The following is a 1,539-nucleotide window of genomic DNA, read 5'->3' as shown; positions in this document are numbered from 1 at the left end:
GTTTCGGGCTGGTCGTGGTGTATTGCAGGTGGATCTTCTTGTCCGGGAAGATCAAGGGAGCCGCGCCAAAAGCTGCCAGCGCGCACTCATGGAAGCCGCTGAGGATCAGCTTCTTCTTGCCGGGGTAGGTGTTGATGTCGCCGACTGCAAAAATGCCCGGAACATTGGTGGAAAACTTCTCGGTGTCTACCTTGAGCTGCTTGCGCTCGATGTCCAGGCCCCAGTTGGCGATCGGTCCGAGCTTGGGTGACAGGCCGAAGAACACCAGCAGCACGTCCAGCGGGACGACACGCGTCACGCCGTCGGAGCCGGTGACCTTGGCGCCGGTCAGCTTGCCGTCTTTTTCTTCGTAGCCGGTGATCTGGCCCACGATGAACTGCATCTCGTAGGCGTCGCAAAGCTCGCGCATTTTGGCCACGCTGGCAGGCGCCGCCTGGAAGCCGTCGCGGCGGTGGATCAGGATCACGCTCTCGGCCTTGTTCGGGCCCTCGGCGACAAAGTTCAGCGTCCAGTCAAGCGCGGAATCGCCGCCGCCCACAATCACCAGGTTCTTGCCGGCAAAGTCGGCGGGGCTCTTCACGCGGTAAAACAGCTGGCTTTCGTCAAATTTCTCCAGGCCGTCCACGCGCAGCAGCTTGGGCTGGAAGGCACCCACACCGGCTGCGATGAAAATGGTTTTGGTCAGGAAGCGCGTGCCTTTTGACGTTTCGACAAAGAAGCGGCCGTCCTGCTGCTTTTCAACCACGCTGACTTCCTGGCCGAAATGAAAGGTCGCGCCAAAGGGTTCGATCTGCTTGAGCAGGTTGTCGGTCAGCTCCTTGCCGGTGCACACGGGCACGGCCGGAATGTCGTAAATCGGCTTGTCGGGGTAAAGCTCAATGCACTGGCCGCCCGGGTAGGCCAGCGAGTCGATCACATGGGCCTTGATCTCAAGCAGGCCGAGCTCAAACACCTGAAACAGGCCTACGGGCCCGGCGCCCACAATCACCGCATCGGTTTCGATGGGGCCGTCGTGCTGCGCTGCGGTATTGATCACTTCTTGGTTCAGTTGAGGTTCCATGGTTCCTGGGGCGCTTTGCAACGCGCGTGGCGGCTCGGGGAGGGCGAGGTGCCGGTGGCTTCAGGCCGGATAAGCCGAATGAACCGGCTTAGTAGGGCTTAGCGGACCAATTCGGACAGTTTGCCCGTCTTGTCTTTCCATTCCTCGGCGTCGGGCAGGGCATCCTTGCGCTTGGTGATGCTTTTCCAGCCTGCAGCGCGGCTCAATTCCACATTGAGCTGAATGAATGCAACCTGGTCGGCCGGCACGTCTTCCTCGGCGTAGATGGCATTGACCGGGCACTCGGGGATGCAGACGGCGCAGTCGATGCATTCGTCCGGATCGATCACCAGCATGTTGGGGCCTTCCCGGAAGCAATCCACGGGGCAGACATCCACACAGTCGGTGTATTTGCAGCGGATGCACGATTCGGAGACGATGTGAGTCATGTTATTTGGGGCTAATCGGTGGAAACCCTCAATTTTAAGAGGATTCCGTGA

The 1,539-nt window shown here is 59.9% G+C and carries 2 protein-coding genes; both read right to left on the bottom strand.

The window, feature by feature from the left end:
* On the bottom strand, nucleotides 1–1,060 hold a 1,060-nt coding region (locus AC1D1P_RS22995; protein WP_477674589.1), incomplete at its 3' end, for an NAD(P)/FAD-dependent oxidoreductase.
* Between the two features lie 98 nt (nucleotides 1,061–1,158).
* A complete protein-coding gene (gene fdxA, locus AC1D1P_RS22990) occupies nucleotides 1,159–1,488 on the bottom strand; it encodes a ferredoxin FdxA (protein ID WP_457278594.1) in 330 nt (109 codons plus the stop codon).
* Nucleotides 1,489–1,539: the final 51 nt, after the last annotated feature.

The sequence above is a fragment of the Polaromonas sp. P1_E1_2 genome (assembly GCF_056406035.1).
The sequence above is the reverse complement of the archived record's forward strand: the minus strand, read 5'-3'. Positions and strand labels throughout refer to the sequence as shown.

Coding starts and splice junctions, on each gene's coding strand:
- fdxA (WP_457278594.1), bottom strand. CDS start 1,488: ATGACTCACATCGTCTCCGAATCGTGCATCCGCTGCAAATACACCGAC.